Source organism: Pseudomonas sp. GW821-FHT05H12, assembly GCF_059419385.1.
This window is the reverse complement of record NZ_JBWKRS010000020.1, coordinates 80,292-104,805: the sequence shown is the minus strand read 5'-3', so window position 1 is coordinate 104,805 and position 24,514 is coordinate 80,292. Positions and strand designations below refer to the sequence as shown.

Here is a 24,514-nt window from a genome sequence, read left to right as displayed (position 1 = left end):
GTGGTGTCAGGTGTTACTGCGCGTCAAACGCCTGCCCATTGATGCCGGTACTGTCCGGCCCCATCAGGTACAGGTACACCGGCATGATCTCTTCCGGTGTCGGGTTGTCCGTCGGGTTTTCCCCAGGGTAGGCCTGGGCCCGCATGCTGGTGCGCGTGGCGCCCGGGTTGATGCTGTTGGCCCGTACCGGTGCGACTGTGTCCAACTCATCGGCCAGGGTTTGCATCAGGCCTTCGGTGGCAAACTTCGACACCCCGTAAGCCCCCCAATACGCCCGACCCTTACGCCCGACGCTGCTGGAAGTGAACACCACCGAAGCATCCTGGGACAGCTTGAGCAGCGGCAGCAAGGTGCTGGTCAGCATGAACATCGCGTTGACGTTCACGTGCATCACCCGCATGAAGTTCTCACCGGACAACTGCTCGATCGGCGTGCGCGGGCCGATGATCGAGGCGTTGTGCAGCAGGCCGTCGAGGTGGCCGAACTCTTTCTCGATCATCGCGGCCAGCTCATCGTATTGATGGGGCAGGGCGGTTTCCAGGTTGAACGGGATCACCACTGGCTGTGGCTGGCCTGCGGCTTCGATCTCGTCGTATACCTGGGCCAGGTTGGCTTCGGTCTTGCCCAGCAGCAGCACGGTGGCGCCGTGGGCGGCGTAGGTTTTCGCGGCGGCCGCGCCGATCCCGCGACCGGCACCGGTCACCAGGATCACCCGGCCTTTGAGCAATTCTGGGCGTGCGGAGTAATCAAACATAAGCATCCTCGGCAGAGTTCAAGGCAATACACCTCTCAACATGGAATCCATTTCCTGTAGGAGCTGGCTTGCCGGCGATGACGGAGTACCTGTCACCAAAAGTGTTGGCTGACAGACCGCCATCGCCGGCAAGCCAGCTCCTACATCGACATCAGTGTTTTTGAGATTTGTGAACAATCAGCAACTGCACAGTGCGTTATCCAGCACCTTGCGCAGTTCCAGTGGGTGGTCCACCACCACGTCGGCACCCCAGTTGCGCGGGTTGTCGTCCGGGTGGATGTAGCCAAAAGTGACCGCGGCGGTGCGCGTGCCAGCGTCGCGGCCGGATTCGATATCGCGCAGGTCATCGCCCACGAACAGCACGCTGGCCGGGTCCAGGTCGAGCATCTTGCACGCCAGGATCAGCGGCTCCGGGTCCGGCTTGCTGTTTTTCACATGGTCCGGGCAGATCAGCAGCGCCGAGCGCTCGGCCAGGCCCAGTTGCTGCATGATCGGCTCGGCAAACCGCAGCGGCTTGTTGGTGACCACGCCCCACACCAGCTTGGACTTCTCGATGTCTTCCAGCAGCTCGGCCATGCCGTCGAACAGTTTGCTGTGGATCGCGCAGCCTTTCAGGTAGCGCTCCAGAAACTCCTGGCGCAGTTCTTCAAAGCCTGGGGATTCGGGGTCCATCGAGAAGGTCACGGCGACCATCGCCCGTGCACCGCCGGAAATTTCATCGCGGATGTGCTGTGGGTTGATCGGCTCAAGGCCGCGGTCGGTGCGCATGGCCTGGCAGATGGCGATGAAGTCCGGCGCGGTGTCCAGCAGGGTGCCATCCATGTCGAAGAGTACGGCTCGCAACTTCACAGGCTCACTCCTCGCGCAGGGTCTGGATCATGTAGTTGACGTCCACATCGTTGGCCAGCTTGTAGTGCTTGGTCAGCGGGTTGTAGGTCAGGCCGATGATGTCCTTGACGGTCAGGCCGGCCTGGCGGCTCCAGGCACCCAGCTCGGACGGGCGGATGAATTTCTTGAAGTCATGGGTGCCGCGCGGCAGCAGCTTCATGATGTATTCGGCGCCGATGATCGCGAACAGGTAGGCCTTGGGGTTGCGGTTGATGGTGGAGAAGAACACCTGGCCACCTGGCTTGACCATGCGGAAGCAGGCGCGGATCACCGAGGACGGGTCCGGTACGTGTTCGAGCATTTCCAGGCAGGTGACCACGTCGAACTGCTCGGGCATTTCTTCGGCCAGGGCTTCGGCTGTGATCTGGCGGTACTCGACGCTCACGCCGGATTCCAATTGGTGCAGCTGGGCCACGGCCAGCGGCGCCTCGCCCATGTCGATGCCCATGACGGTGGCGCCGCGCTGGGCCATGGCTTCGCTGAGGATGCCGCCACCGCAACCGACGTCCAGTACCTTCTTGCCGGCCAGGTTGACGCGTTCGTCAATCCAGTTGACGCGCAGCGGGTTGATGTCGTGCAGCGGCTTGAACTCGCTCTCGCGGTCCCACCAGCGGTGGGCCAGGGCTTCGAATTTGGCGATTTCGGCGTGGTCGACGTTGCTCATGGTGAATCCTCTAAACCTGATAAATCGTTTGGTCAGTCCTGAACCCGTGGGTTCAAAACCTTCGTTATTCGCTGTGCCCGCTGATGCGTTGGCCCCAGGCGATGGCCGTGGCGGTCAACTGTTGTTCATCCATGCGGGTCAATTGCAGGTCGTCGAGCAACTGCTTGCCGGCGACCCAAAGGTGTTTCACGCAATCGCGTCCGGTGGCATATATAAGCTGTGAGACCGGATCGTAGATCGGTTGTTGCGCCAGCCCCGACAGGTCGAAGGCGACGATGTCGGCGGCCTTGCCCACTTCCAGCGAGCCGATCTCGCTCTCCAGGCCCATGGCCCGCGCGCCGTTGAGGGTGGCCATACGCAGGGCGCGATGGGCATCCAGGGCGGTGGCCGAGCCGGCGACGGCTTTGGCCAGCATTGCGGCGGTACGGGTTTCGCCCAGCAAATCCAGGTCATTGTTGCTGGCTGCGCCGTCGGTGCCGATGGCCACATTCACGCCAGCCTGCCACAGACGCTCCACCGGGCAAAAGCCGCTGGCCAGTTTCAGGTTCGATTCCGGGCAATGGATGATGCTGGTGTTGCTTTCTACCAGCAAAGCCAGGTCGTCCTCGCTGATTTGGGTCATGTGAACGGCCTGGAAGCGTGGGCCGAGCAGGCCGAGCCGACCCAGGCGCGCCAGTGGGCGCTCGCCGGTCTGTTCGACAGCTTGCTGCACTTCGAAGGCGGTTTCGTGAACGTGCATATGGATCGACGCGTCCAGCTCTTCGGCCATGACCCGGATCTTTTCCAGGTTTTCATCGCACACGGTGTACGGGGCATGGGGGCCGAACACGATTTTGATGCGCGGGTGGTGCTTGAGGTCGCCGAACAGCTCGACACCCTGGCGAATGGCCTCATCGGCGGTGCTGGCGCCCGGGATCGGGAAATCGAGGATCGGGAATGCGATCTGGGCGCGGATGCCACTGTTGTGCACGCAGTCGCTGGCAACCTTGGGGTAGAAGTACATGTCGGAGAAGCAGGTGATGCCGCCCTTGAGTTGCTCGGCGATGGCCAGGTCGGTGCCGTCGCGCACGAAGGCTTCGTCGACCCATTTGGCCTCGGCGGGCCAAATGTGCTTTTCCAGCCAGGTCATCAGCGGCAGGTCGTCGGCCAGGCCGCGAAACAGGCTCATCGCCGCGTGGCCATGGGCGTTGACCAGGCCGGGGCTGAGCAGCATGCCCGGCAGCTCGCGGACTTCGCTGGCCGCGAGCTTCAAGGCAGCGGCCCGTGGCCCGATAAAGGCAATGCGCCCGTCCCGGATGCCCAGGGCATGCTCCTTGAGCACCACGCCGGCAGGTTCGACGGGCACCAGCCAGGTCGGCAGCAATACCAAGTCAAGCGGGGCGGCAGTGGCGGTCATCGCGGGCTTCTTCCCAGGCAGCTATAAAAGAAGGGCGAAGTATACCCGAGCGTCCCCGCTGGCGGATCGCTATAATCGGCGGCTTTGTTCATGAGTGCGGGGTAAGGGATGCGCGATCGACTGTTGGCAGCGGAGAAGGTGAAGGCCATCGATTGGCGTGATGGCGCACTGCACCTGCTCGATCAGCGTGCCTTGCCGGCCGTTGAGCGCTGGGTGACCTGCACCTCGGCCGACGAGGTGGCTGCGGCCATTCGCGCGATGGTGGTGCGCGGTGCGCCGGCCATCGGCATCAGCGCCGCCTATGGCCTGGTGCTCGCTGCGCGTGCGCGGATCGCCGAGGGCGGCGACTGGCAGGCTGCCTGGGAAGAAGACTACGCACTGTTGGCTGATGCCCGACCTACCGCGTCGAACCTGTTCTGGGCGTTGAAGCGCATGCGCGACCGCCTGGACCGGGTCAAAAAGCACGCCGACCCGCTGGCGGTGTTGGAAGCCGAGGCCATTGCGATCCATGAAAGTGATCGGGAAGCCAACCTGACCATGGCCCAACTGGGCGTCGAGCTGATCCGCAAGCACCAGGGCAATGCCCAGGCGATCCTCACCCACGGCAACGCCGGTGCCCTGGCGACGGGTGGTGTGGGTACGGCGCTCGGGGTGATTCGTGCGGCTTACCTGGAAGGTATGGTCGAGCAGGTGTATGTCAACGAGACCCGGCCGTGGCTGCAAGGCTCGCGGCTGACGGCCTGGGAGCTGACGGGCGAGGGCATCCCGGTGACGGTGAATGCCGATTCGGCCGGTGCGCATATCCTCAAGACCAAAGGCGTGACCTGGGTGATTGTCGGCGCCGACTGCATAGCGGCCAATGGTGATGTGATCAGCAAGATCGGCACCTACCAGCTGGCGGTGTGCGCCATGCACCACGGTGTGCGCTTTATGGTAGTGGCGCCGAGTTCCACGCTGGACCTGATGATGGCCACTGGCGATGACGTTGCGCTGGAAGAGCGGGGTTCGGGGGAGTTGCTGGACATTGTCGGGCAGCGATTGGACGTGGAGGCCTTCAATCCGGTGTTTGATGTAACGCCGGCTGACTTGATTGACGTGATCGTGACGGAAAAGGGCATTGTCGAGCGGCCGGATACGGCGAAGTTGGCGAAGTTGATGTGCCGTAAGCGGTTGCATTGAGGGGTGTGGCGCCTGTGGAGTCGCCATCGCAGGCAAGCCAGCTCCCACACGAAATGTGTTCACAGAACAACCTGTAGGAGCTGGCTTGCCAGCGATTGACCGCCAGCGTCAACAAAACCTTTGGATCCAGCCCCAAAAAATACCGCGAATTCGCCTCTGAGCCCCTCTCGTCCCCCTCAAGCCTGTCATCCGTCAACTAACTATGCTCCATGCGCATCAGGGGGATAGGTGCGTGGCGGCGATTGTGATAACATCCGGCGGTTTCCAGGGTTGCCCCGAGGGGCTGCCTATAACGTGCAGATCCGTGTCATAACTCGTTGATTTGTCGTAAGTCGTTGTCAGGCACTTGCCGGCAGCGGCGAGCTTCGTTCGTCCCATATGGATGTGACGAGGTTTCACCCGAAAAAGGAATCAGGCTTCTCATGGGCGAACTGGCCAAAGAAATCCTCCCGGTCAATATCGAAGACGAGCTGAAACAGTCCTACCTCGACTACGCAATGAGCGTAATTGTCGGTCGGGCACTGCCTGATGCGCGCGATGGCTTGAAGCCCGTGCACCGGCGTGTGCTGTTCGCGATGAGCGAGCTGGGTAACGACTGGAACAAGCCGTACAAGAAATCTGCCCGTGTTGTCGGTGACGTGATCGGTAAGTATCACCCTCACGGCGACACTGCGGTGTACGACACCATCGTTCGGATGGCCCAGCCGTTTTCCCTGCGCTACCTGCTGGTAGACGGCCAGGGCAACTTCGGTTCGGTCGACGGCGACAACGCCGCGGCCATGCGATACACCGAAGTGCGCATGACCAAGCTGGCGCACGAGCTGCTGGCCGACCTGCACAAAGAAACCGTGGACTGGGTGCCGAACTACGACGGCACCGAAATGATCCCGGCCGTCATGCCGACCAAGATTCCCAACCTGCTGGTCAACGGCTCCAGCGGTATCGCCGTGGGCATGGCCACCAACATCCCGCCACACAACCTCGGTGAAGTCATCGACGGTTGCCTGGCCCTCATCGACAACCCTGAGCTGACCGTCGATGAGCTGATGCAATACATCCCCGGTCCGGACTTCCCGACCGCCGCGATCATCAACGGTCGTGCCGGCATCATCGAAGCCTACCGCACCGGTCGCGGTCGTATTTACATGCGTGCCCGCTCGATCATCGAAGACATCGACAAGGTCGGTGGCCGCCAGCAGATCGTCATCACCGAACTTCCTTACCAGTTGAACAAGGCGCGTTTGATCGAGAAGATCGCCGAGCTGGTTAAAGAGAAGAAGCTCGAAGGCATCACCGAACTGCGCGACGAGTCTGACAAAGACGGTATGCGCGTGGTGATCGAGCTGCGTCGTGGCGAAGTGCCTGAGGTGATCCTCAACAACCTCTACGCCCAGACCCAGCTGCAAAGCGTGTTTGGTATCAACGTGGTTGCCCTGATCGACGGCCGCCCGCGCATCCTGAACCTCAAGGATCTGCTCGAAGCCTTCGTGCGTCACCGTCGCGAAGTGGTCACCCGCCGCACCGTGTTCGAACTGCGCAAGGCCCGCGAACGCGGCCACATCCTGGAAGGCCAGGCGGTTGCGCTGTCGAACATCGACCCGGTGATCGCCCTGATCAAGGCCTCGCCAACGCCGTCGGAAGCCAAGGAAGCGCTGATCAGCACCCCTTGGGAATCCAGTGCCGTGGTGGCCATGGTTGAACGTGCCGGCGCCGATTCGTGCCGTCCAGAGACCCTGGACCCGCAATACGGCCTGCGTGAAGGCAAGTACTTCCTGTCGCCAGAGCAGGCCCAGGCCATCTTGGAGCTGCGCCTGCACCGCCTGACCGGCCTGGAGCACGAGAAGCTGCTGGCCGAGTACCAGGAGATCCTCAACCAGATCGGCGAGTTGATCCGCATCCTCAGCAGCGCCGTGCGCCTGATGGAAGTGATCCGCGAAGAACTGGAAGTGATCCGTGCCGAATACGGCGACGTGCGCCGCACCGAAATCCTCGATGCGCGCCTCGACCTGACCCTGGGTGACATGATCCCGGAAGAAGAGCGTGTGGTGACCATCTCCCACGGTGGCTACGCCAAGACCCAGCCGCTGGCTGCGTACCAGGCCCAGCGTCGTGGTGGTAAAGGCAAGTCGGCTACCGGCGTCAAGGATGAGGACTACATCGCTCACCTGCTGGTCGCCAACAGCCACACCACGCTGCTGCTGTTCTCCAGCAAGGGCAAGGTGTACTGGCTGAAAACCTACGAAATCCCGGAAGCCTCCCGTGCCGCCCGTGGTCGCCCACTGGTCAACCTGCTGCCGCTGGACAGTGATGAGTACATCACCACCATGCTGCCGGTCGAGGAATACACCGAAGGTCACTTCATCTTCATGGCCACCGCCAAAGGCACCGTGAAGAAGACCCCGCTGGAATCCTTCAGCCGTCAACGCAGCGTGGGCCTGATCGCCCTGGAGCTGGACGAAGGCGACGTGCTGATCTCGGCTGCCATCACCGATGGCGAGCGTGAGGTCATGCTGTTCTCCGACGGTGGCAAGGTGACGCGCTTCAAGGAATCCGACGTTCGCGCCATGGGCCGTACCGCCCGCGGTGTGCGCGGCATGCGCCTGCCAGAAGGGCAGAAGCTGATTTCGATGCTGATCCCGGAAGAAGGCAGCCAGATCCTCACCGCCTCGGCGCGTGGCTACGGCAAGCGCACCGCTATCAGCGAGTTCCCAGAGTACAAGCGTGGCGGTCAGGGCGTGATCGCCATGGTCAGCAACGATCGCAACGGCCGTCTGGTCGGCGCGGTCCAGGTGCTCGATGGCGAGGAGATCATGCTGATTTCCGACCAGGGCACCCTGGTACGTACCCGTGTGGCTGAAGTGTCGAGCCTGGGCCGTAACACCCAGGGCGTAACGCTGATCAAGCTGGCCAGCGACGAGACGCTGGTAGGCCTGGAGCGTGTCCAGGAACCATCGGAAGTCGAAGGTGAGGAGCTGGAAGGCGAAGAAGGTGCGGTATTCGATGGCGAGGTGATCGCAGCAGGCGATGACAACGTCGACGAGCCAACCCTCGATGCTGCCGCAGACGAAGAAGAACCGCAGGAATAAGCGGACACACAGGGGGCGGATGAAGATTCGCCCCCTTGTTGTTTGTCCCCTTTGAAACATGTGGGAGCTGGCTTGCCTGCGATGGCATCACCGCGGTATCACTGAAATACCGAGGTGCCGGCATCGCAGGCAAGCCAGCTCCCACAACGGTCCGCTCCAATAAGAGCGTGTTGCCGAACATGATTGCAGCCCCACCAGATCAGAGTGAGATTGGATGTGAGCAAGAGAGCCTATAACTTCTGTGCCGGTCCCGCGGCGCTTCCTGAAGCAGTCCTGCAGCGTGCGCAGGGTGAACTCCTCGACTGGCATGGAAAAGGCCTCTCCGTGATGGAAATGAGCCATCGCAGCGATGAGTTTGTATCAATCGCCACCAAGGCTGAGCAGGATCTGCGCGACTTGCTGGACATCCCATCAAACTACAAAGTGCTGTTCCTGCAAGGCGGCGCCAGCCAGCAGTTCGCCCAGATCCCGCTGAACCTGCTGCCGGAAGACGGCACTGCCGACTACATCGACACCGGTATCTGGGGTCAGAAGGCCATTGAAGAGGCCTCCCGCTACGGCAATGTCAACGTGGCGGGCACTGCCAAGCCTTACGATTACTTCGCGATTCCAGGTCAGAACGAGTGGAAGTTGTCGAAGGATGCGGCCTACGTGCACTACGTGGCCAACGAAACCATCGGCGGCCTGGAGTTCGACTGGGTGCCGGAAGTCGGCGACGTTCCGTTGGTGTGCGACATGTCTTCGGACATTCTCTCGCGCCCGATCGACGTGTCGAAGTACGGCATGATCTACGCTGGCGCGCAGAAGAACATTGGCCCGAGCGGTATCCTGGTCAATATCATCCGTGAAGACCTGCTGGGTCGCGCGCGTTCGCTGTGCCCGACCATGCTCAACTACAAGGTCGCAGCTGATAACGGCTCGATGTACAACACTCCGCCGGCCTTCGCCTGGTACCTGTCCGGCCTGGTGTTCGAGTGGCTTAAAGAGCAGGGCGGTGTCGCCGCGATGGGCAAGCTGAACGAAGAGAAGAAGCGCGTCCTGTACGATTTCATCGACGCCAGCGGCCTGTACAGCAACCCGATCAACCTGACTGATCGCTCGTGGATGAACGTGCCATTCCGCCTGGCTGACGACCGCCTGGACAAGCCGTTCCTGGTCGGTGCCGATGCGCGTGGTCTGTTGAACCTCAAGGGTCACCGTTCGGTCGGTGGCATGCGCGCCTCCATCTACAACGCCGTCGACATCCACGCGATCAATGCGCTGGTTGCCTACATGGCAGAGTTCGAAAAGGAACACGGCTAATGTCTGAGCAAGAACTCAAGGCTCTGCGCGTACGCATTGACAGCCTGGACGAGAAAGTCCTGGAACTGATCAGTGAGCGCGCGCGGTGTGCCCAGGAAGTGGCGCGGGTGAAGATGGCGTCCCTGGCGGAAGGCGAAGTGCCGGTGTTCTACCGTCCCGAGCGTGAAGCCCAGGTGCTTAAGCGTGTGATGGAGCGCAACAAGGGTCCGCTGGGTAACGAAGAGATGGCGCGGTTGTTCCGCGAGATCATGTCCTCGTGCCTGGCCCTGGAGCAGCCGCTGAAAGTGGCTTACCTCGGCCCGGAAGGCACCTTCACCCAAGCCGCCGCGATGAAGCATTTCGGTCACGCCGTGATCAGCAAGCCGATGGCGGCGATTGACGAAGTGTTCCGTGAAGTCGCAGCCGGTGCGGTGAACTTTGGCGTGGTGCCGGTGGAGAACTCCACCGAAGGCGCGGTGAACCACACCCTCGACAGCTTTCTTGAGCACGACATGGTGATCTGCGGTGAGGTTGAGCTGCGTATCCACCACCACCTGCTGGTGGGCGAGAACACCAAGACCGACAGCATCAGTCGTATCTACTCCCACGCCCAGTCCCTGGCCCAGTGCCGCAAGTGGCTGGATGCGCATTACCCGAATGTCGAGCGCGTGGCAGTGTCCAGCAACGCCGAGGCAGCCAAGCGGGTCAAGGGTGAGTGGAATTCGGCGGCGATCGCCGGAGATATGGCGGCAGGCCTGTACGGCCTGATGCGTCTGGCCGAAAAGATCGAGGACCGCCCGGACAACTCCACGCGCTTCCTGATGATCGGCAGCCAGGAAGTGCCGCCGACTGGCGACGACAAGACGTCCATCATCGTCTCCATGAGCAACAAGCCCGGCGCGCTGCATGAGCTGCTGGTGCCGTTCCACGATAACGGGATTGACCTGACGCGCATCGAGACTCGTCCTTCGCGCAGCGGTAAATGGACTTACGTGTTCTTTATCGACTTCATCGGCCATCACCGCGACCCACTGGTCAAGGGTGTGCTGGAGAAAATCAGTCAGGAAGCCGTGGCACTCAAGGTGCTGGGCTCTTACCCGAAAGCGGTTTTGTGAGGCTTTAACATGAGTGGCAACTTCCTCGCCCTGGCTCAGCCGGGCGTGCAACAACTGTCGCCTTACGTCCCGGGCAAGCCTGTGGACGAGTTGGCGCGTGAGTTGAACCTGGATCCGGCGAATATCGTCAAGCTGGCCAGTAACGAAAACCCGCTGGGCCCAAGCCCAAAAGTGTTGGCGGCGATCCGTGAAGAGTTGGCCGAGCTGACCCGTTACCCGGATGGCAATGGCTTTGCGCTCAAGACCCTGCTGGCTGAAAAGTGCCGGGTCGAGCTGAACCAGGTCACCCTGGGCAACGGCTCCAACGACATTCTTGAGCTGGTCGGCCGTGCTTACCTAGCCCCGGGCTTGAATGCGGTGTTCAGCGAGCATGCGTTTGCGGTCTATCCGATCGTGACCCAGGCCGTGGGTGCCGACGCAAAGGTAGTTCCAGCCAAAGAGTGGGGGCATGACCTGCCGGCCATGCTGGCGGCGATCGATGCGCAAACCCGTGTGGTGTTCATTGCCAACCCGAACAACCCGACTGGTACCTGGTTCGACGCCCAGGCGTTGGACGACTTCCTGCAGGACGTACCTGAGCAGGTGCTGGTGGTGCTGGACGAGGCCTACATCGAGTACGCCGAAGGCAGCGACCTGCCGGACGGCCTGGACTTCCTGGCGGCCTACCCGAACCTGCTGGTGTCGCGCACGTTTTCCAAGGCATACGGCCTGGCGTCGCTGCGGGTGGGCTACGGCCTGTCCACGGCCGTGGTTGCCGATGTGCTGAACCGCGTGCGCCAGCCGTTCAACGTCAACAGCCTCGCCCTGGCGGCGGCCTGTGCGGCGGTGAAGGATGCCGAGTACCTGGAAGAGGGTCGTCGCATCAACGAAACCGGCATGCTGCAGTTGCAGGACGGCTTCCGCGAGCTGGGCCTGGGCTGGATTCCGTCCAAGGGCAACTTCATCTGCGTCGACCTCGGCCAAGTGGCGGCTCCGGTATTCCAGGGTTTGCTGCGTGAAGGCGTGATCGTGCGTCCGACCGCCAACTACGGAATGCCGAATCACCTGCGTATCACCATTGGTCTGCCGGCAGAAAACGCCCGCTTCCTGGAGGCGTTGGCCAAGGTTCTGGCTCGTGGTTGATGTCACTGCATTGCAACCTGCTGTGCCTATGATCGGTCGCCTGGTGGTGGTCGGCCTGGGGTTGATCGGCGGCTCCTTCGCCAAGGGCCTGCGTGAAAGCGGCCTGTGCCGCGAAGTGGTCGGTGTGGACCTGGACCCGCAATCGCGCAAGCTGGCGGTTGAGTTGGGCGTGGTGGATCGCTGTGAGGCCGACCTGGCGCTCGCGTGCCAGGGTGCTGACGTGATCCAGCTCGCTGTGCCGATCCTGGCCATGGAGAAGTTGCTGGCGTTGTTGGCTGGCATGGACCTCGGCCAGGCGATCCTCACGGATGTCGGGAGTGCCAAGGGCAATGTGGTGCGCGCCGCGCAGCTGGCCTTTGGCGGCATGCCGGCGCGTTTCGTGCCGGGGCATCCGATTGCCGGTTCCGAGCAGAGCGGGGTGGAGGCGTCGAATGCGCAGCTGTTCCGCCGTCACAAAGTGATCCTGACACCGCTGGAACAGACCGATCCGGCTGCGCTGGCGGTGGTGGATCGCCTGTGGCGAGAGTTGGGCGCGGATGTCGAGCACATGCAGGTCGAGCGTCACGACGAAGTGCTGGCGGCGACCAGTCATCTGCCGCACCTGCTGGCGTTTGGCTTGGTGGACTCGTTGGCCAAGCGCAACGAAAACCTGGAGATTTTCCGTTACGCCGCCGGTGGCTTTCGCGATTTCACGCGCATTGCTGGCAGCGATCCGGTGATGTGGCATGACATCTTCCTCGCCAATCGTGAGGCAGTGTTGCGCACCCTGGACACCTTCCGCAGTGATCTCGACGCCTTGCGCGACGCGGTTGATGCCGGGGATGGCCACCAATTATTGGGCGTGTTCACCCGTGCGCGGGTGGCGCGTGAGCATTTCAGCAAGATCCTGGCGCGCCGGGCCTACATGGAAACCGCAGTGAACGCCGATGAATTGACCTTTCTCGCCGAACCGGGTGGCCGCTTGAGCGGGCGCATCCGGGTGCCGGGCGACAAGTCGATCTCCCATCGGTCGATCATGCTGGGGTCGTTGGCTGAGGGGGTGACCGAGGTCGAAGGTTTCCTGGAGGGCGAAGATGCCCTGGCGACCTTGCAGGCGTTTCGCGACATGGGCGTGGTGATTGAAGGGCCACACCATGGTCGCGTGACTATTCATGGCGTGGGCTTGCATGGGCTGAAGGCGGCGCCGGGGCCGATTTATCTCGGTAACTCCGGTACGTCCATGCGTCTGCTGTCCGGCTTGTTGGCAGCGCAGCGCTTCGACAGCGTGCTGACCGGTGATGCTTCCTTGTCCAAGCGCCCGATGAGTCGCGTGGCCAAGCCATTGCGGGAAATGGGCGCGGTGATCGAAACCGGGCCGGAAGGGCGCCCGCCGCTGACCATTCGGGGCGGTCAGGTGTTGAAGGGCCTGAATTATGTGTTGCCGATGGCCAGTGCGCAGGTCAAATCCTGCGTGTTGCTGGCGGGGCTGTACGCTGAGGGCAAGACGTCAGTGACGGAGCCGGCGCCGACCCGTGACCATACCGAGCGTATGTTGCGTGGCTTTGGTTATCCGGTGGCGGTGGATGGCGCTACTGCGTCCGTAGAGTCCGGCCACGCGCTGACCGCTACCCATATTGAAGTGCCAGGGGATATTTCTTCCTCGGCGTTTTTCCTGGTGGCGGCTTCGATTGCCGAGGGCTCCGAGCTGTTGCTGGAGCATGTCGGCATCAACCCGACGCGTACCGGGGTGATCGACATCCTGCGCCTGATGGGCGCGGATATCACTCTGGAGAACCCGCGTGAAGTGGGTGGCGAGCCTGTGGCTGACCTGCGCGTGCGCGCCGCTGCGTTGAAGGGGGTCGAGATCCCCGAAGCGCTGGTGCCGCTGGCGATCGATGAATTCCCGGTGCTGTTTGTGGCGGCGGCCTGTGCCGAAGGGCGTACCGTGCTGCGCGGTGCCGAGGAGTTGCGCGTCAAGGAGTCCGATCGCATCCAGGTGATGGCCGACGGTCTGCTGGCGCTGGGGGTCAAGTGTGAACCGACCCCCGATGGGATTATCATTGACGGTGGCCTGATGGGTGGTGGTGAAGTCCATGCCCATGGCGATCACCGGATTGCCATGGCGTTCAGCGTGGCTTCCCTGCGGGCGGCGGCGCCGATTCGTATCCGTGACTGCGCCAATGTTGCTACGTCTTTTCCGAACTTTCTTACACTGTGTGCCCACGTTGGCATCCGTGTTGCCCAAGAGGCTCAATTGTGAATATCAAAGCACCGGTGATTACCATCGACGGGCCAAGCGGCTCGGGCAAAGGCACGATCGCCGGCATCCTGGCCAAGCGCCTGGGCTGGTGCCTGCTGGATTCCGGCGCACTGTATCGCCTGCTGGCGTTTGCTGCGCGCAACCATGGCGTCGACCTGACCAATGAAGAATCCCTGAAGCTGCTGGCGGCGCACCTTGATGTGCAGTTCGTCGGCGCGACGGAAGGTCATCCGCAGCGCATCATCCTGGAAGGGGATGATGTGACCGATGACTTGCGTAACGAACAAGTCGGCTCCTGGGCTTCCCAGGTTGCCGCGCTGCCGGCCGTGCGCGATGCGCTGCTGCAGCGTCAGCGGGCTTTTCAGGAGCCGCCGGGCCTGGTGGCTGATGGGCGTGATATGGGAACCGTGGTGTTCCCGGACGCGCCGCTGAAGATTTTCCTGACCGCCAGCGCCGAGGAGCGGGCTCGCCGCCGCTACTTGCAGTTGAAGGGCAAAGTCGATGGTGTTAGTCTGTCGAGTCTGCTAGATGAGATCCGTGCACGCGATGAGCGTGATACCCAGCGCGCAGTAGCCCCGCTAAAGCCGGCGGCTGATGCCATACAGCTGGATTCCACGGAGCTGTCCATCGAGCAGGTGCTGGAACGCATCTTGAGCGAAATCGCCATTCGCGATATCGCCGGGTGATCAAGAAGGCCGCAGGGGACCAGTCATAGTCCTGCGGTGGCTTCTTTTAACTGAAACTGACCCACACCGTCTGGGGTGTGGAGATGGGCGTATTCTTCGCCCTTATCAACAGGAATTAAAATGAGCGAAAGCTTTGCGGAACTCTTTGAAGAAAGCCTAAAAACCCTGAACCTTCAGGCAGGCTCCATCATCACCGGTGTTATCGTTGATATCGATTACCAAGCTCGCTGGGTAACCGTTCACGCTGGTCTGAAGTCTGAAGCTCTGATCCCGCTGGAACAGTTCTACAACGATGCTGGTGACCTGACTATCAATGTCGGTGACGAAGTTCACGTTGCTCTGGACTCGGTTGAAGACGGTTTCGGTGAAACCAAGCTGTCCCGTGAAAAAGCCAAGCGCGCTGAATGCTGGATTGTTCTCGAAGCAGCCTTCGCAGCTGAAGAAGTGGTCAAGGGCGTTATCAACGGTAAGGTTAAAGGCGGCTTCACTGTCGACGTTAACGGCATCCGTGCGTTCCTGCCAGGTTCTTTGGTCGACGTTCGTCCTGTGCGCGACACCACGCACCTGGAAGGCAAAGAACTCGAATTCAAGGTCATCAAACTCGACCAGAAACGCAACAACGTTGTCGTTTCCCGTCGCAGCGTCCTGGAAGCAGAGAACTCCGCCGAGCGTGAAGCTCTGCTGGAATCCCTGCAGGAAGGCCAACAAGTCAAAGGTATCGTCAAAAACCTCACCGACTACGGCGCATTCGTCGATCTGGGTGGCGTGGATGGCCTGCTGCACATTACCGACATGGCTTGGAAGCGTATCAAGCATCCTTCCGAAATCGTCAATGTTGGCGACGAGATCGATGTCAAGGTTCTGAAATACGATCGCGAGCGCAACCGTGTTTCCCTGGGTCTGAAGCAACTGGGTGAAGATCCATGGGTTGCTATCAAAGCCCGTTACCCAGAAAGCACTCGCGTAACTGCACGTGTTACCAACCTGACTGACTATGGCTGCTTCGCTGAGCTGGAAGAAGGCGTTGAAGGCTTGGTACACGTTTCCGAAATGGACTGGACCAACAAGAACATCCACCCTTCGAAAGTCGTACAAGTCGGCGACGAAGTGGAAGTTATGGTTCTGGACATCGACGAAGAGCGTCGTCGTATCTCCCTGGGCATCAAGCAGTGCAAATCTAACCCATGGGAAGATTTCTCTGGCCAGTTCAACAAGGGCGATAAAATCTCCGGCACCATCAAGTCGATCACCGATTTCGGTATCTTCATTGGTCTGGACGGCGGCATCGACGGCCTGGTTCACCTGTCCGACATCTCCTGGAACGAAGTGGGCGAAGAAGCTGTTCGTCGTTTCAAGAAGGGCGACGAGCTGGACACCGTTATCCTGTCGGTTGACCCAGAGCGCGAGCGCATCTCCCTGGGTATCAAGCAACTGGAAAGCGATCCGTTCTCCGAGTACGTTCAAGAGAACGACAAAGGCGCAATCGTTAAGGGCACTGTGAAAGAAGTTGACGCTAAAGGCGCCATCATCACTCTGGCCGACGATATCGAAGCGACTCTGAAAGCCTCCGAAATCAGCCGTGACCGCGTTGAAGACGCGCGCAACGTTCTGAAAGAAGGCCAGGAAGTAGAAGCCAAGATCATCAGCGTTGATCGTAAGAGCCGCGTAATCCAGCTCTCCATCAAGTCGAAAGACGAAGTTGAAGAGAAAGAAGCTATCCAGAGCCTGAAATCGGCTCCGGAAGCTGCACAAGGCGAGACCACCATGGCCTCCCTGCTGCGCGAAGCAATGGCTAAGCAGAACTAAGTTCTGTAAAGCTATAGAAAAAGGGCGACTTCGGTCGCCCTTTTTTGTGCCTGAAATTTGTTGAATCACCGCCCGAGAACCTTGGGCTATCGAGCGGGGTCAGATCTAACTATAGTCTTTGAAGAAATCGCACTTGTGTCGCTGATTCAATAAGGATCTGAATGAATAGGCTTATAGTTGTATTCGCCATGATGTTGCTTGCAGGGTGCTCCGCTACCAGCGCCAAGACTCACGCCAGGCACGGTGTCAGTGGCATTGAGATCGACTGCTCGGGTCTCGGTTCCAATTGGGACAAGTGCGAGAAGCGCGCTGCCCGTGAGTGCAAGCAGCAGGGCTACAAGGTCATTACCAGGTCCAGCGATGCCAAGGATGATGAGGGTGATTACCTGTTTGGCTGGAACCCTGCGGGTGCGGTGACCCGGACGATGCTGGTGATGTGTAATTGAGTATGGAAGGCGCGTTTTATCGGTATGAATTGATCGTGCAGATAAGTTGGCGTGTGGGCTGTTCAAATTCATCAAGTCATGCTAAAACCTTCGAAGCGCTTTTCCTAGCTGCTTGAAAAAGAAGGGAAAAATATGACGAAGTCGGAGTTGATCGAACGAATTGTCACCCATCAAGGGCTGCTCTCATCCAAAGATGTGGAGCTGGCTATCAAGACCATGCTTGAGCAAATGTCCCAGTGCCTGGCCACCGGCGATCGCATCGAGATTCGCGGTTTTGGCAGCTTTTCTCTACACTACCGCGCCCCCCGCGTAGGACGTAATCCGAAGACCGGCCAGTCCGTCAGCCTGGACGGCAAATTTGTACCACATTTCAAGCCGGGCAAGGAGCTAAGGGATCGGGTGAATGAAGAGGAAGAGTAGGGGGGGGGCAAGGTATCAGCCACCTTTAGCGCTGGTTTCAAATAGCTCTCGGATATTTTTCGATCCGATGCAGTGGGTTAACGAGCCCCATCTGTTTGGCGAATTTAAGGGCCTTGGGCCCTGCAATTTCCATCTTCCCTGTTTTCGAGCGCCAGAACGCTAAAGATAAAACCTCAATACTAGTATAATGAAGTGTTGTTATTTTCGCGGCTGGACTATTTTATTTTAAGGCCTGTTAGGGCTTTTTTTGTTTTTAGTGAGAATGGTTTTCACCCTTTGTGCTGCATCTGCGGGGTGAAGGCATGAAGGTAATGGCTTTATAAAAATCGCAGAGGCGATTTTTACGACAACGGATTAATGGATATACACATGCTAAAACTGGATGACATCAAACTGGCTGTAATAGGCCTTGGTTACGTGGGGTTGCCACTGGCTGTTGAATTTGGCAAGCAGCGTCCGGCGATCGGATTTGACATCAACCAGGCAAGGATTGATGCGTTGAAGGCTGGGCATGACGCCACACTGGAAGTCTGTACTGCGGAGCTGAAAGAGGCTGGTTTGTTGTCGTTCAGCTCGGATCAGGAAGATCTAGTGGCTTGTAATACCTATATCGTCACTGTGCCGACGCCAATCGATAGTTACAAGCAGCCGGACCTGACGCCTCTGATCAAGGCTTCGGAAATGCTCGGTAAAGTGTTAAAGAAAGGCGATATTGTTATCTATGAGTCTACAGTTTATCCCGGCGCCACCGAGGAAGTCTGTGTTCCTGTGTTGGAGAGAGTTTCAGGTTTGAAATTTAACAGGGACTTTTATGCTGGCTATAGCCCGGAGCGGATTAATCCAGGTGATAAAGTTCACCGGCTGACAACTATCAAGAAGGTGACTGCCGGTTCGACTGCGGAAGTCGCCGAGTTGGTTGACGAGCTTTATAATCAAGTTGTGATCGCGGGGACGCACAAGGCTTCCAGTATAAAAGTGGCTGAAGCGGCCAAGGTGATCGAAAATACTCAGCGTGACTTGAATATTGCTTTGATCAACGAGCTGGCAATTATCTTCAATAAGATGGGGATTGATACCGAGGCGGTCTTGGAGGCGGCAGGAACGAAGTGGAACTTTCTACCATTCAGGCCAGGGTTGGTTGGCGGGCACTGCATTGGTGTCGACCCTTATTATCTGACGCACAAGGCGCAATCGATCGGATATCACCCGGAAATTATATTGGCCGGACGCAGGTTGAATGACGGAATGGGGGCGTACGTTGTCTCGCAGATGGTCAAGGCCATGCTCAAGAAGCAGATTCAGGTAGACGGTGCGCGTATTCTACTGATGGGTCTTGCGTTCAAGGAGAATTGCCCTGATCTGCGAAATACCCGCATCGTCGATATTGTTAGTGAGCTGGCTGAATACAATATCGCCGTTGACGTGTACGACCCTTGGGTGAGCAAGGAAGAGGCTGGGGAAGAGTACGGCATTCGTCCTATAGCCGCTCCCGACGAGTCTGCATACGATGGTATAATATTGGCGGTAGCACATGAAGAATTCCGTCAAGCGGGCGTAGCAAAAATACGCAGTTACGGCAAGACAAAGCACGTACTTTATGACCTGAAGTATCTATTGAAGGCCGAAGAGTCTGATTTGCGTCTATAGAACACTCGGTTAAGATAATTACTAGGGTAGGTGCAGCATGAATGAATATAAGAAGATTCTTTCGAAAATTTCGACGTCCCCCAAAAAATGGTTGGTGACAGGCGTTGCCGGTTTTATTGGCTCGAATCTTCTGGAAGCACTGCTATTGGCCGAGCAGTGGGTGGTTGGAATAGACAATTTTTCTACGGGGCACAAGAAAAACCTTGAAGAAGTGCAAGGTCTTGTCAGTGTCGAACAATGGGCACGCTTTACCTTTGTCGAAGGTGATATAAGGTCTCTGGAAGACTGCAACTCAGCTTGTCAGGGGGTTGACTACGTCTTGCATCAAGCAGCCTTGGGCTCTGTTCCGCGCTCGATTAATGACCCGATTAACACCAATAGCACCAATATTGATGGTTTTCTCAACATGTTGGTTGCTGCCAAAGATGCAGGGGTGAAAAGCTTCACCTATGCAGCCAGTAGCTCCACTTACGGCGATCACCCTGGGTTGCCTAAGGTTGAGTCTATCATCGGCAAGCCTCTTTCTCCCTATGCTGTGACAAAGTATGTAAACGAACTCTATGCTGATGTATTTTCTCGCTGCTACGGTTTCAATACTGTAGGACTTCGCTATTTTAATGTTTTCGGTAAGCGCCAGGATCCCAATGGTGCTTATGCAGCGGTTATCCCGAAGTGGATTTCTTCGATGATATCCGGTGAGGATATCTATGTTAACGGCGATGGTGAAACCAGTCGGGATTTTTGTTTCATCGAGAATACTGTCCAAGCCAACTTGCTCGCGGCGACGAGTACAAGCGCTGAGTCCTTGAACCAGATATATAATGTTGCTGTGGGCGACCGTACGACATTGAACCAATTGTTTGCGTTGCTGGCTGCAGAACTCTCCAAGAATGGTGTTGTTCGTCAGCGTAGTCCGGTGTATCGAGACTTCAGGGCAGGCGATGTCAAGCACTCACAAGCTGACATTGGGAAAGTCAAGGCGCTGTTGGGGTATGCCCCCGAGTACAGCGTGGAACAAGGTATTGCTGTGGCCATGCCTTGGTACGTTAACGCCTTGGCGCAAGGTGTGAAATGAATAGCTTAGAGTGGGTCAGCTTTCCACCACTAGGTGATGATCGTGGGTCTTTGGTTGCGATAGAGGCCGAGAAGACCGTTCCCTTTGAGATTAAAAGGGTCTATTACATCTTCGGTACACAAGAAGGTGTCGCTCGAGGTTTTCATGCGCACCGTAATCTTAAGCAAGTAGCGGTGTGCGTAATAGGCCATTGTGAAATGATTCTGGACAACGGCTCTGTCCGAAGTATGGCTAGGCTGGACTCGCCGACCAAAGGGCTGGTCATTGGGGACTTGGTTTGGCGAGAAATGCACAATTTCAGCGAAGATTGTGTATTGCTGGTTTTGGCCAGTGAACATTACGACGAGAGTGATTACATAAGGGATTATTCCGAGTTTTTGGCCGCCGTAGCGGATAGCCAGCCGTCGGTCTGATGTAAATGCCTGAGTCAATTTAGTAACTAAGATGTTTCATAAGTATCAAGTGAATGTGAGTGACTTTACAATGATTGAGTTTTTGAATCTTAAATCTGCCAATGCATCGATGCGTGACGAGCTGATTGGCGCGTGCACAAGGGTTGTAGACTCTGGTTGGTATATAGCGGGTCAAGAGCTGAATCAATTTGAGGCTTCATTCGCCGAATACTGTGGCGCAAAGCATTGTGTTGGGGTGGCCAATGGCCTCGATGCGCTGGTTTTGACACTGCGTGCCTGGAAGTTGATGGGTAAACTGCAGGACGGTGACGAAGTTATTGTGCCGGCAAATACCTATATTGCCAGTATTCTCGCAATTACAGAAAACAACCTGGTGCCCGTACTGGTTGAACCCGATGAGCAGACGTTCAATCTATCGCCTGAACGCACGCGTGCTGCTTTGACTTCTCGAACCCGCGTTATCCTTGCTGTCCATTTGTACGGGCAGCTTGCATGCATGCCTGAGTTGATGGACATTGCCAAATCCCACAAATTGCTTGTACTGGAGGATGCAGCGCAAGCACACGGCGCTAGCTCAAATGGGAAGAAAGCTGGTTGCTGGGGCGATGCGGCAGGGTTCAGTTTCTACCCAGGAAAAAATTTGGGCGCATTGGGCGATGCAGGCGCTGTTGTGACCAGCAGTGATGAGTTAGCGAATGCGCTCCAGGCACTTAGAAATTATGGCTCGCATCAGCGTTACCATAACATGTACCAAGGCGTTAATAGTCGTCTTGACGAAATTCAAGCGGCCATGCTGAGTGTCAAACTCAAGTATCTGGATGTACAAACCGCGCACCGGCGGGAAATTGCCCAGTTCTACATGGATCATATCGATAATCCGACTATCGCGTTGCCGTTGCGGCCAGTTGTGGATGTACGGAATATGAAGTCTCATGTCTGGCATCTTTTTGTGGTGCGCAGTGAACAGCGAGAGGCACTCCAATCACATTTACTGAAGCACGACATACAGTCGTTGATTCACTATCCTATTCCACCGCATAAGCAAGCAGCCTATCAACACCTGAATGGACTATCCTTGGATATAACGGAAAATATCCATCGAACAGTCCTGAGCCTACCGATCGGGCCGACTCTGAGCATCGCGGAGGCAACGCAGGTTGTTGAGGCGTGCAACAGTTTCAACGGCGTTAGTGCATAATGACTTTTGTAAGAACCAGTTTGCTCAATGCTGTCGCGGTTGTAATTAAAATGCTGACCTTGCTAGGGATAAATAAAATATTGGCCGTGTATGTCGGTCCTGCAGGGTATGCGGCATTAGGGCAGTTTCAAAATTTGGTTCAGATGATCACCACCTTTGCCGGTGGTTCAATGAATACGGGTGTGACAAAGTACACGGCGGAATACGCAGGAGATAGCGATCGGCAGCACAGGATATGGGCCACAGCAGGCATTGTCTCTTTAGTTGGGGCTTGCATTGCAGCCTTACTGATCGCTCTATTTGCCAGACCTCTGGCGCGTTACTTTTTGAGCATTGAAACCCATTACACGGTCTTTTATTGGCTTTCCTGCGGTTTGATATTCTTTGTTCTAAATTCATTGTTGTTGGCGATACTGAATGGCAAGAAAGAAGTGGCGGCCTACGTGACTGCCAATATTATTGGCAGTTTGCTGAGCTTTGTAGTTGTCGTTGTTTTATCCGTTTATTTTGGGCTGTACGGTGCGTTGGTGTCACTTTCGGTCTACCAGTCTATCGCCTGTGTCGCAACGGCTTATATCTGCTCGCGTAAATCCTGGTTCAGCTTTCGATTGCTGGTCGGTGCAATTGATCAGCAGGCGTTATTTAAGCTATTGAAGTTTTCGCTTATGGTCGGAGTATCGGCTGCGTGTGTACCCTTGTCGAGTATGATGGTTCGCGATTATTTGATCGGCGCCTACGGTATTGATTTTGCCGGCTATTGGGAAGCGTTGACTAGGCTTAGCGGTGCCTACCTGATGCTGGTAACTACGACCTTAAGTTTGTATTTTCTTCCTAGATACTCGGAAATCAAATCGATCACAAAGCTTAGGCTTGAAGTTGTGAAAGCGCTGTGCATGATTGTTCCCGTTGCACTATTGGGAAGTGCCAGTGTTTATCTGCTAAGGGAGTGGTTGATAAAACTGCTATTTTCCAGTGATTTTTTACCGATTGAAGGTTTGGTCGCTTGGCAAGTGGTTGGCGATACATTGAAGATAACGAGTTGGGTGTTGGGTTTTTTGTTGTGGGCGAGGGCATTGGTCATTCCTTTTATCGTTACTGAAGTTATGTTTTCATTTGGTTTTTTCTTTGCGACAAAGTTTTTTTCGGCCTATTACGGCAGCGATGGAGTAGTCATAGCTTACGCGGCTAACTATTTTTGTTATTTGATAGCGCTAGCCCTGTTTTTCTTTTTGTGGTTTCGAAAGCATAAAATTCTAGAAGCAGGCGAGGGGCACAAGGAATGTTGAAGGTAAGTATTATAGTGCCGTCGTATAATCACTCGAGTTTCGTCTGTGCAACAATTGAGTCGATAATGAATCAAACGGCAGCGCGTAGCAGTTATGAATTGATAGTGGTTGATGATTGTTCTCCGGATGACAGTGTTCAGAAAATCAGATGTCTTCAAGAGAAATATGATTTTGTATTTATTGAAAGTAAAGTAAATACTGGTGTAAATGGTGCTATCGAACGCGCCTTGGAAGTGTGCAGGGGTGCATATATATCGCTGATTGGTTCGGACGACGTGTTGCTGCCTAATAAAATAGCAGCTCAAGTGAGCTTCTTGCATGAAAATGATGTTGATTGTGTTTATTCGTTGGGAGAAATAATCAACGAACAAGGTAATGTTTTTACAAGGCAAAACCTATCTGAATTCGAGCGTGCTTTAAAATCCGGTCAAGGGTACACATTTTGTGCCGTCGATGACACCTCTGCACCTTTGCTACAGTCTGCGATGATGAAAGCAGATTTAATGCGAGAGGTTTCGGGGTTGAGAAGGAAGTTTAAATCAGATGACTGGGTTGTACTGCTGTATTTTCTAAAAAGTTATAAAGTCGGATTTCAGAACTTGGCAACCTTTCAATATCGACTTCATTCTGGAAATACCCATTCGGACTGTTGGAAAACTCTTCCAATGAGGCTTGAAGTTCCCTGTATGTTTTTTTCGGCAGAAGAGTCAGGTTTACGTAACAAGTCTATATCTAATATATTTTTTTCGCACTCGGCAAGCCTGTTTAGAGGGCGTAAGTATTTGACTGGTTTGCGCTTTTTGCTGGCCGGCCTTTGCTTTGGTATTCCTTTTAAAAAGCTGGTTCGGTTGATGAGCAAGAGGCTTGTAGGATGAGTGTGCTATCAGTTTCTATTATTATTCTTACCTATAATCACGAGTCATTTATTTTGGAGGCGTTGCAGTCGGTTGCACTCCAGGAATATCCTGGCGTTCAACTGGTTATCGGTGATGATGCGTCAAGCGACCGAACGTGTGATGTGATTGATCAGTTCGAGCAACAATCCGCAATGAATATCGATAAGATTTATTTCGATGCGAATGTTGGTATTACCAGGAATTTTAATGCGTGCCTGGAACGTTGTCAGGGAGATGTGATTTTTGTGCTGGGTGGTGACGACGTTTTCTGCCCTGGAAAGATCGCGGCGCAAGTGCAGCATCTTGAAGACAATCCAAACGTTACAATTTCGTATCATGATGTTGAGGTATTTGACTCTGACTCAAATCGAGTCATGTATCTCTATAATGACATGCATGGTAAGCACGAAGGTGGAGCGGCAGAGCTGGTCCGACGTGGGGCATTTGGTTGTGGTTGTTCGGTAGCGATCCGAAATAAAAAACTGCCAGCCTGCGATGAACGCATAAAATTTGCGTCAGACTGGCTTTGGTATATTGAAGTTTTGATGCTTTCTGGTGGTGAGATTAAGTACCTTGAAGGTGTCTACGCGCGTTATCGCAGGCACGCCAATAATATTACGGGGGGTAGTCATTTGCGGCAGCAGTATGCAGAAGTTATGCAGACGCTGGATATCGTTGCTGAGAAGTATCCCTCGCTCAAGGCGGTCGCTAGTAAATCTGTTTCCGAACGAAACATAGCATTCTCTATGAAGTTTTTTATTGCTGGTGAGTATTGGCGAGGATTGTCGTTGTTCAAAAAGGCTATGTCTACGAACAGTCTTGCGCCCCTGTTTTTTTTACGTATTAGGATTAGGCGCATATTGAGGTTGTTTCAGTAGTTAGTGGTTGAGGTGCTTGTTGTTGATTTGTTTTGTAGT

21 protein-coding genes are annotated in these 24,514 nt (G+C 56.4%); 17 read left to right on the top strand and 4 right to left on the bottom strand.

Features of this window, described 5'->3' with window-relative positions:
- Positions 1-13 precede the first annotated feature (13 nt).
- The 4 genes from AC07SU_RS18825 to AC07SU_RS18810 all read right to left on the bottom strand — a co-directional run bounded on the left by AC07SU_RS18825 (position 14) and on the right by AC07SU_RS18810 (position 3,702).
- Positions 14-754, bottom strand: a complete 741-nt coding sequence (locus tag AC07SU_RS18825) for a YciK family oxidoreductase (RefSeq protein WP_110623284.1) — start codon at positions 752-754, stop codon at positions 14-16.
- Positions 755-931: 177 nt separating this feature from the next.
- Positions 932-1,603, bottom strand: a complete 672-nt coding sequence (gene mupP, locus AC07SU_RS18820; RefSeq protein ID WP_138816150.1) for an N-acetylmuramic acid 6-phosphate phosphatase MupP — start codon at positions 1,601-1,603, stop codon at positions 932-934.
- Between the two features lie 4 nt (positions 1,604-1,607).
- The gene (gene ubiG, locus AC07SU_RS18815) at positions 1,608-2,306 is read right to left on the bottom strand and encodes a bifunctional 2-polyprenyl-6-hydroxyphenol methylase/3-demethylubiquinol 3-O-methyltransferase UbiG (protein WP_003189760.1); all 699 of its coding nucleotides are present in this window, start codon (positions 2,304-2,306) and stop codon (positions 1,608-1,610) included.
- 64 nt (positions 2,307-2,370) lie between these two features.
- On the bottom strand, positions 2,371-3,702 hold the full coding sequence (locus tag AC07SU_RS18810; RefSeq protein WP_494997860.1) for a TRZ/ATZ family hydrolase: 1,332 nt from the start codon (positions 3,700-3,702) through the stop codon (positions 2,371-2,373).
- A gap of 108 nt (positions 3,703-3,810) precedes the next feature.
- Between AC07SU_RS18810 and mtnA the strand changes: the two genes are divergently transcribed.
- The 17 genes from mtnA to AC07SU_RS18725 all read left to right on the top strand — a co-directional run bounded on the left by mtnA (position 3,811) and on the right by AC07SU_RS18725 (position 24,475).
- Positions 3,811-4,881: an S-methyl-5-thioribose-1-phosphate isomerase gene (gene mtnA / locus AC07SU_RS18805; protein WP_494997859.1), complete on the top strand. Its 1,071-nt coding sequence runs from the start codon at positions 3,811-3,813 to the stop codon at positions 4,879-4,881.
- A 422-nt stretch (positions 4,882-5,303) separates the two neighbouring features.
- Positions 5,304-7,967, top strand: coding sequence for a DNA gyrase subunit A (gene gyrA, locus AC07SU_RS18800; protein WP_178919884.1), 2,664 nt, complete (start codon positions 5,304-5,306; stop codon positions 7,965-7,967).
- A 216-nt stretch (positions 7,968-8,183) separates the two neighbouring features.
- Positions 8,184-9,269, top strand: a complete 1,086-nt coding sequence (gene serC, locus AC07SU_RS18795) for a 3-phosphoserine/phosphohydroxythreonine transaminase (protein WP_176998561.1) — start codon at positions 8,184-8,186, stop codon at positions 9,267-9,269.
- Positions 9,269-10,363 carry a prephenate dehydratase gene (gene pheA, locus AC07SU_RS18790; protein ID WP_494997858.1) on the top strand — a complete coding sequence of 365 codons (1,095 nt, stop codon included), beginning with the start codon at positions 9,269-9,271 and terminating at the stop codon, positions 10,361-10,363. Before serC ends, pheA begins: the two co-directional genes overlap by 1 nt.
- A gap of 9 nt (positions 10,364-10,372) precedes the next feature.
- Positions 10,373-11,485 (top strand): histidinol-phosphate transaminase, encoded by a 1,113-nt coding sequence (gene hisC, locus AC07SU_RS18785; RefSeq protein WP_176998562.1) that lies wholly within the window; start codon positions 10,373-10,375, stop codon positions 11,483-11,485.
- Positions 11,486-11,513: 28 nt separating this feature from the next.
- Positions 11,514-13,724, top strand: a complete 2,211-nt coding sequence (locus tag AC07SU_RS18780; protein ID WP_494997873.1) for a bifunctional prephenate dehydrogenase/3-phosphoshikimate 1-carboxyvinyltransferase — start codon at positions 11,514-11,516, stop codon at positions 13,722-13,724.
- Positions 13,721-14,410 (top strand): (d)CMP kinase, encoded by a 690-nt coding sequence (gene cmk, locus AC07SU_RS18775; protein WP_016971485.1) that lies wholly within the window; start codon positions 13,721-13,723, stop codon positions 14,408-14,410. The genes AC07SU_RS18780 and cmk overlap by 4 nt, the downstream gene beginning before the upstream one ends.
- A gap of 120 nt (positions 14,411-14,530) precedes the next feature.
- Positions 14,531-16,216 carry a 30S ribosomal protein S1 gene (gene rpsA, locus AC07SU_RS18770; protein WP_176998564.1) on the top strand — a complete coding sequence of 562 codons (1,686 nt, stop codon included), beginning with the start codon at positions 14,531-14,533 and terminating at the stop codon, positions 16,214-16,216.
- Positions 16,217-16,377: 161 nt separating this feature from the next.
- A complete protein-coding gene (locus AC07SU_RS18765; RefSeq protein WP_176998565.1) occupies positions 16,378-16,662 on the top strand; it encodes a hypothetical protein in 285 nt (94 codons plus the stop codon).
- A gap of 132 nt (positions 16,663-16,794) precedes the next feature.
- On the top strand, positions 16,795-17,082 hold the full coding sequence (ihfB, locus tag AC07SU_RS18760) for an integration host factor subunit beta (protein ID WP_034102647.1): 288 nt from the start codon (positions 16,795-16,797) through the stop codon (positions 17,080-17,082).
- A 369-nt stretch (positions 17,083-17,451) separates the two neighbouring features.
- Positions 17,452-18,729, top strand: a complete 1,278-nt coding sequence (tviB, locus tag AC07SU_RS18755) for a Vi polysaccharide biosynthesis UDP-N-acetylglucosamine C-6 dehydrogenase TviB (RefSeq protein ID WP_494997857.1) — start codon at positions 17,452-17,454, stop codon at positions 18,727-18,729.
- Between the two features lie 37 nt (positions 18,730-18,766).
- Positions 18,767-19,804, top strand: a complete 1,038-nt coding sequence (locus AC07SU_RS18750; protein ID WP_494997856.1) for an NAD-dependent epimerase/dehydratase family protein — start codon at positions 18,767-18,769, stop codon at positions 19,802-19,804.
- Positions 19,801-20,217 (top strand): sugar 3,4-ketoisomerase, encoded by a 417-nt coding sequence (locus AC07SU_RS18745; protein ID WP_494997855.1) that lies wholly within the window; start codon positions 19,801-19,803, stop codon positions 20,215-20,217. Before AC07SU_RS18750 ends, AC07SU_RS18745 begins: the two co-directional genes overlap by 4 nt.
- A 70-nt stretch (positions 20,218-20,287) precedes the next feature.
- On the top strand, positions 20,288-21,415 hold the full coding sequence (locus AC07SU_RS18740) for a DegT/DnrJ/EryC1/StrS family aminotransferase (RefSeq protein ID WP_494997854.1): 1,128 nt from the start codon (positions 20,288-20,290) through the stop codon (positions 21,413-21,415).
- Positions 21,415-22,701: an O-antigen translocase gene (locus AC07SU_RS18735; RefSeq protein ID WP_494997853.1), complete on the top strand. Its 1,287-nt coding sequence runs from the start codon at positions 21,415-21,417 to the stop codon at positions 22,699-22,701. The genes AC07SU_RS18740 and AC07SU_RS18735 overlap by 1 nt, the downstream gene beginning before the upstream one ends.
- A complete protein-coding gene (locus tag AC07SU_RS18730) occupies positions 22,695-23,576 on the top strand; it encodes a glycosyltransferase family 2 protein (protein WP_494997852.1) in 882 nt (293 codons plus the stop codon). The genes AC07SU_RS18735 and AC07SU_RS18730 overlap by 7 nt, the downstream gene beginning before the upstream one ends.
- Positions 23,573-24,475, top strand: coding sequence for a glycosyltransferase (locus tag AC07SU_RS18725; RefSeq protein WP_494997851.1), 903 nt, complete (start codon positions 23,573-23,575; stop codon positions 24,473-24,475). Before AC07SU_RS18730 ends, AC07SU_RS18725 begins: the two co-directional genes overlap by 4 nt.
- The last annotated feature ends 39 nt before the right edge of the window (positions 24,476-24,514 follow it).